This window comes from Bacteroides sp. (assembly GCF_029057325.1).
In the GTDB taxonomy this organism is placed as follows: domain Bacteria; phylum Bacteroidota; class Bacteroidia; order Bacteroidales; family Bacteroidaceae; genus Bacteroides.
The window spans coordinates 1-6,649 of sequence record NZ_JAICZW010000146.1 but is presented as its reverse complement, the minus strand read 5'-3'; the positions used below and the strand labels follow the sequence as shown (position 1 = coordinate 6,649).

Genomic DNA, 6,649 nt, shown 5'->3' with positions numbered 1-6,649 from the left:
AAAAACAGTTAGTATTTTGATTATCAGGATAATATAATTGACCATAGTTCCGCGAAAACTTTGATGATTTCATTCATCGGTTATCGCACGCAGGAGGTGGCTGTCGCACCGCAAGTTAAAGTGATGTTAAAAGCTGAGTCTGAGCTATTGGACGAGGTAGTGGTAGTGGCGTATGGTACTGCTAAAAAGGGGTCTTTTACAGGGTCAGCAGGAGTCGTAAAAAACGAGCAGATTGAGAAGCGCCAAGTATCGGATGTGACGAATGCTTTGGCTGGTGCTGTTGCTGGCGTACAAATTCAGAGTGCAAACGGACAGCCGGGTACTTCGGCAAGTGTGAAAATCCGTGGCGTTGGTTCTATCAATGCCAGTTCTAATCCGTTGTATGTAGTGGACGGTATTCCTTATGATGGTGATATTTCTTCCATCAATTCACAGGATATCGAATCGTTGACCGTATTGAAGGATGCCGCTTCTACTGCTTTGTATGGTGCGCGTGGCGCAAATGGTGTAATTATGATTACAACCAAAAAAGGTAAAAGCGGTAAGGCAGCCATCAACTTTGATGCTAAATGGGGAGTGAACTCTCGAATGATTAAGAACTATGATGTTATGACAGATGTGGTGGATTATATGGACCATGCTTATCAGGCTCTGTATAATGCCGGCAAATATACATTAGGTTATGATGACGCAAAATCTAATCAGTATGCAAATACTTATTTGCCTGTTAAGAGTAAAGGTGGTTTGGGTTATCAAATCTATACACTTCCAGAAGGTGAATCTTTGTATGGGCTGGACGGTAAGATGAATCCGAACGCTAAATTGGGCTATTCAGATGGTACCTATTATTATACTCCGGACAATTGGGCTGATGAAATCTTTAGTAACAAGACTCGTCAGGAATACAACTTGAATGTTTCCGGCTCTTCTGATAAAGCAAATTATTATGTATCTTTTGGCTATTTGGATGATCAGGGTGTGATTGAAGGTTCCGGCTTTACGCGTTATTCAACACGTGCAAAAGGTGACTATCAGGTGAAAAAATGGTTGAAGGTTGGCGCAAACTTAGGTTATACCTATTCAAACAGCCGCTATCCAGGTGAACAGACATCTACGGCTTCTTCCGGCAACGCATTCTTGATGGCAAACATGATTGCCCCGATTTATCCATTGTATGTGCGCAATGCGGACGGTTCTTTGAAAATGAACCGCGGGCGTAAGGTGTATGACTATGGTGATGGTGTCAGCACTAAATTTTCCCGTTCGTTCATGTCTATCTCCAATCCTGCCGGTGACTTGATTTATAACAAGGACGAATATTTGCATGATATTCTAAATGCGAATTGGTACGCCGACTTTACTCCGATTGAAGGGCTGACGATTTCTGCCCGTTACGGTATGAACTTGGATAGCCAGCGTTACAACCTGTTAGGGAATGTGTATTCCGGACAGAGTGCTTCTTATGGTGGAACCGCGTACCAGGGACATTCTCGTAATTGGGGATTTGATCAGCAATATATTGCCACATACCGGAGAACATTCAATGATGACCACAACTTGGATATCATGATTGGTTATGACGGCTACAAATGGAATGAGGAGGTCGTTGAGGCTTCCGGACAGAATCTGTATAATCCGGAGAATTTCCATGTGAATAATGCGATTGACCAGTTGATTGGTTACGGTTATGGAAATTCTTATGCAACGGAAGGTTACATCGGACGTGTGAACTACGACTACAAAAACACTTATTATGGAAGCGTCTCTTTCCGTCGTGACGGTTCATCCCGTTTCCACCCGGACCATCGCTGGGGTAATTTCTGGTCGGCAAGTGCCGCTTGGATTTTGTCGAATGAAAGTTTCCTTGAAAATGTGGAATGGATTGACCTGTTGAAGTTCAAAGCCTCTTTCGGACAGCAGGGTAACGATATGATTGGCAACTATTATGCGTACATTGACCAGTTCAAGATGACAGGTGCCAACGGTATCTTCTCTGATGGAGCATTGACTTACAAAGGTAATCCGGATTTGACATGGGAAACATCAATCTCTTTCAATACAGGTTTTGATTTCAGTATGTTCAACAACCGTTTGAACGGTAGCATCGAATACTTCTTGCGTCAGTCCAGCGATATGTTGTACTACAAGCCTGTAGGCCCGACTGCCGGTTATCAAGAAATCCCGATGAACGTAGGTTCTATGCGTAACTCCGGTCTGGAAGTGGATTTGAACTATTCAATCATCAAAAACAAGAACATCACTTGGGATGTAAACTTAAACGCTTCATTCATCAAGAACGAGATTCTTGAATTGCATCCAGATTTGAAGGGTGAATTAATCAATAGTTCACGTATTTATACGGAAGGTGAGTCCATGTATCGCATGTATTTGGTTAAATATGCAGGCGTTGACCCTGAAACTGGTACGGCTATGTATTGGGCAAAAGACAAGGATGGCAATGCTATCAAGACCGCCGACTATTCATTGGCTTCCAACTATAAAGAAGCAACCGATGACTTGCTGCCAACCGTTTATGGCGGTTTCGGAACCTCTTTGAGCATGTATGGATTCGACGCTTCCATCCAATTGTCATACCAGTTGGGTGGAAAGATTTATGACTCCGGTTATGCCCGCTTCATGCACGGCGGCAACTCCAGCTATGCCGGTACGAACTGGCACAAGGATATCTATAACGCATGGACGGAAACCAACCGCAACACGGATGTTCCGCGTCTGAATGCAGAAGACAAGTATGCAAGTTCTCAGTCCGACCGTTGGTTGACAAGTTCAGACTATCTTTCTCTGAACAACATCACAATCGGCTATACACTTCCGAAAAAGCTGACAACCAAATTCCTGGTGGACAGATTGCGCGTTTATTTTGCAGCCGACAATGTAGCTTTGATTACCGCCCGTAAGGGTTTGGACCCGCGTCAGAGCTATATCAGCGCAACAACGGCGCTTTATACTCCAATCCGTACGGTTTCAGGCGGTATCAGCGTTACATTCTAATTTAAACAAACGAATAAAGTTATAGATATATGAAGACAAAATATATATTATCAGCTTGTGTTTTTTCTGCATTGACACTGAATAGTTGTGTGGATTTGGACACATTCCCTGAAGATAAAATCATTACATCCGACCAAAAAGAAGATGTTACGGAGAATGACCCCTCTAAAGCGGAGGCTGGTGTCAATGCCGTCTTTACGCAATTCAGCTCGTATGCTTCCATCATTACAGAAGCAGAACGGCACAATGACATCGGTTATCCGGGCTTGATGCTGTTCATGGATAGCAATGGCGCGGATTTCGTCAGCGATGATAACGGTTATAACTGGATGGGCAACAGCTTGACTTTCGACGACCGCATTTTTACGGCTTATGAATGCCGTATGATGTGGGGAGTTATGTATAATCAGATTTATGCCGCCAATAATGTTGTCGCATCAGTGGGCGAGAATCCGGATGATCCGACACTGCAATACTATCTGGCACAAGCTTTGGCAACACGCGCCTTTAACTATTGGGTATTGGCTCAGAACTATCAGTTCAACTATGCGAGTCACAAGACCTCGCCTTGTGTGCCGATTATTACGGAACAGAATGCCGCGACTGTAGCAACGGAAGGTTGCGCACGTTCAACGGTCGAAGAAGTTTATACGCAGATTATGAGCGACATCAACAAGGCTGTCGTTTTTTTGGAAAACTCAACAATCAAGAGAAGAGACAAACGTTATATTGACTTGGCGGTTGCTTACGGTCTGCGTGCCCGCATCAATTTGACAATGGAAAATTGGACTGCCGCTGCCCAGGATGCAGAAAGCGCAATCAACAGCACATCGGCTACACCTTACACAATCAATGAATTGAAAAGACCGGCTTTTGACACTTCTGCGGACAATGCCTGGATGTGGGGTATCTTGATTGCCGAGTCAGACCGTGTGGTGACAACCGGTATCTGTAACTTCCCGTCTCACATGGGTTCTTTGAACTATGGTTACGCTTGGTATGCCGGTGGTCGTCAGATTAACAAGGCATTGTATAATTCGATTCCGGAGACGGATGTCCGTAAAGGATGGTGGTTGAATGAAGAAACGGCTTCTCCGAACTTGAATGAAGAGGAACAGGAGCTGGTTGAATACTATTTTGGCCCTTATACACAGGTGAAGTTTGCCCCGTATAATGACGAAATGGAAACTTCTACCAACGCCTGCGATATTCCTTTAATGCGTGTTGAAGAAATGTATCTGATTAAGGCGGAAGGTGAAGCCATGAGCGGGAATGTGACTGGAGCAAAAGCGACGCTGGAATCTTTCTTGCAAGGTTACCGTGACCCTGAATACACTTGCAATGCCTCTTCTTCCGAAGCTATGCAGGACGAAATCTATCGTCAACGCCGTATTGAACTTTGGGGTGAAGGTATGAATTGGTTCGATGTGATGCGTCTGAACAAGGGAGTTGACCGTCGTGGTGCCGGTTATCCGAATGCTTCTTCCGTATTCAACATTCAACCAGGCGACCCGATTTTGTTGTGGCGTATTCCTGAAAAGGAAATCCAGGCAAATCCGGCTTTGTTAAATGATGACAACAACGAAGCCGTTCCGGCTCCGTCTCCTGTTGCTGACATAAACTAAAAATACTCCTTTTCAAAAGGATGTTTTACAAATAAAGTCAATTAGTGACGACAACTCTTTGTCAACATGAATGATATGGGTTTGTGAGTTCATTTGTTGAATCTGTTTAAAAAAACAAGAGATTTTGTCAAATGGACATGGAGTGTGCTTCTGAATGAAACAGACTACAACAACGAGCAGGAATGGGAGGAGAATAATTCTATCGGAATTATTATATAAATAAAGTGTTTTTATGCGGGGGGTGCTTTGAAGCATTCCCCGCATGTTTTTAAAGGCACTATTTTCTTTTTCCACACTATGCGACAATTTGAATACATTTACTATCTTTGCCCGTAGTATCAACCCAATAAACGTTTTCAAGTTCCATGAAATACCCCATCGGAATACAGAGTTTCGACCGCATCCGCGAAGACGGATACGTGTATGTAGATAAGACCGCGTTGGTCTATGACCTTGTGACCAATGGCAAGGTTTATTTTCTCAGCCGTCCCCGCCGCTTCGGTAAGAGCTTGTTGGTGAGCACACTGGAATGCTACTTCCGGGGGCAGAAAGAACTTTTTGAGGGACTTGCCATTGCTGAATTGGAGAAGGACTGGGCTGAATATCCGGTTTTTCGGATTGACTTCAACGGGGGAGATTACACGCAGCCCGGAGAACTGGAGAATACCATTGAAAGTTACTTGCAAGGATGGGAAGCAGAATATGGAACTGATAGTAAGGACTTGACCACAGGACTCCGTTTCCAAAGCATATTGCGCCGTGCCTATCAACGGACAGGCCATCGTGCCGTCATTCTGGTGGATGAATACGACAAACCTATCCTTGATGTACTTGACACCAATGCCTATACCTATAATGACGTAGGCGATAAAATCCTTTTGGAAGATCGCCACCGGGATATTCTGAAATCGTTCTATTCCTCCTTTAAGTCTGCCGACCGTGATTTGCAGTTTGTCCTGCTGACAGGTGTCACCAAGTTCTCACAAGTCAGCGTGTTCAGCGGATTTAACCAGCCGAATGACATCAGTATGGACAGCCGTTATGAAGCACTTTGCGGCATCACCGAGCAAGAACTGACAGATAACTTTTCTGCATCTATTGCTACATTGGCCGATAAGGAAAAAGTCACTATCGAAGAAATGAAGGATGCCTTGCGCCGCCACTATGACGGTTATCATTTCGGCACAGCCATGACCGATATTTACAACCCCTTCAGTATTTTGAACGCCTTTGACAAGCAGGAAATACGCGATTACTGGTTCGCTTCCGGCACTCCCACTTACCTTATCCGTCTGCTGAACCACAACAACGAGCAGATAAACGAGCTGGCGGGCCGCTACTACGATCCCGCATTCTTTGTAGATTATAAGGCAAACGTGGAACGCCCGTTGCCAATGATTTACCAAAGCGGCTATCTGACTATCAAGGACTATGACCGTGAAATGGGTGAGTATCTGTTGGACTTTCCGAATAACGAGGTGCGAAAAGGTTTTCTCTCCATGATTGCCGCCAACTATATGCAGACAGAACGAATGGACGTAAGCAGTTGGCTCAGTTCGGCGGTCAGATTGCTGAAACGAGGTAAGACAGACGAATTCCGCGATGCTCTCACTGCTTTCCTTGCCGACATTCCCTACGATAGCCATTCTTCACTGAATGGAATGGAGATGAGCGAGAAGCATTTCCAATATACCTTCTACCTGCTGCTCCGTCTGATTGGCGTGTATTGCCGTGCCATCCACAACGAGAGACGGCAAAGCCGCGGACGTGTGGATTGTATTCTGGAATTTGACAACTACATTTATATCCTTGAATTCAAGATGGACGGCACCCCTGCGGAGGCTTTGAAGCAGATAGAAGAACGGGGATATGCCCAACCTTACGCTGCCGACAAGCGCCAAGTAGTCTGCATCGGTGCAAACTTCTCTTCCGCCACCCGGACGGTGGAGGGATGGGAAGAGATATGGAGAGACTCTCAATCATAATCGGAACTTCTACCTTATTTTGTAGGC

General features: G+C 44.9%; 3 protein-coding genes. All 3 read left to right on the top strand.

The genetic code is table 11. From position 1 onward, the window contains the following. Positions 1-33 precede the first annotated feature (33 nt). A complete protein-coding gene (locus K2G43_RS09055) occupies positions 34-3,012 on the top strand; it encodes a TonB-dependent receptor (RefSeq protein ID WP_300154400.1) in 2,979 nt (992 codons plus the stop codon). Between the two features lie 29 nt (positions 3,013-3,041). Then, on the top strand, positions 3,042-4,637 hold the full coding sequence (locus K2G43_RS09050) for a RagB/SusD family nutrient uptake outer membrane protein (RefSeq protein WP_300154397.1): 1,596 nt from the start codon (positions 3,042-3,044) through the stop codon (positions 4,635-4,637). A 365-nt stretch (positions 4,638-5,002) separates the two neighbouring features. Continuing rightward, entirely contained in the window at positions 5,003-6,622 is a 1,620-nt protein-coding gene (locus K2G43_RS09045; protein ID WP_300154394.1) for an ATP-binding protein, read from the top strand. Positions 6,623-6,649 lie beyond the last annotated feature (27 nt).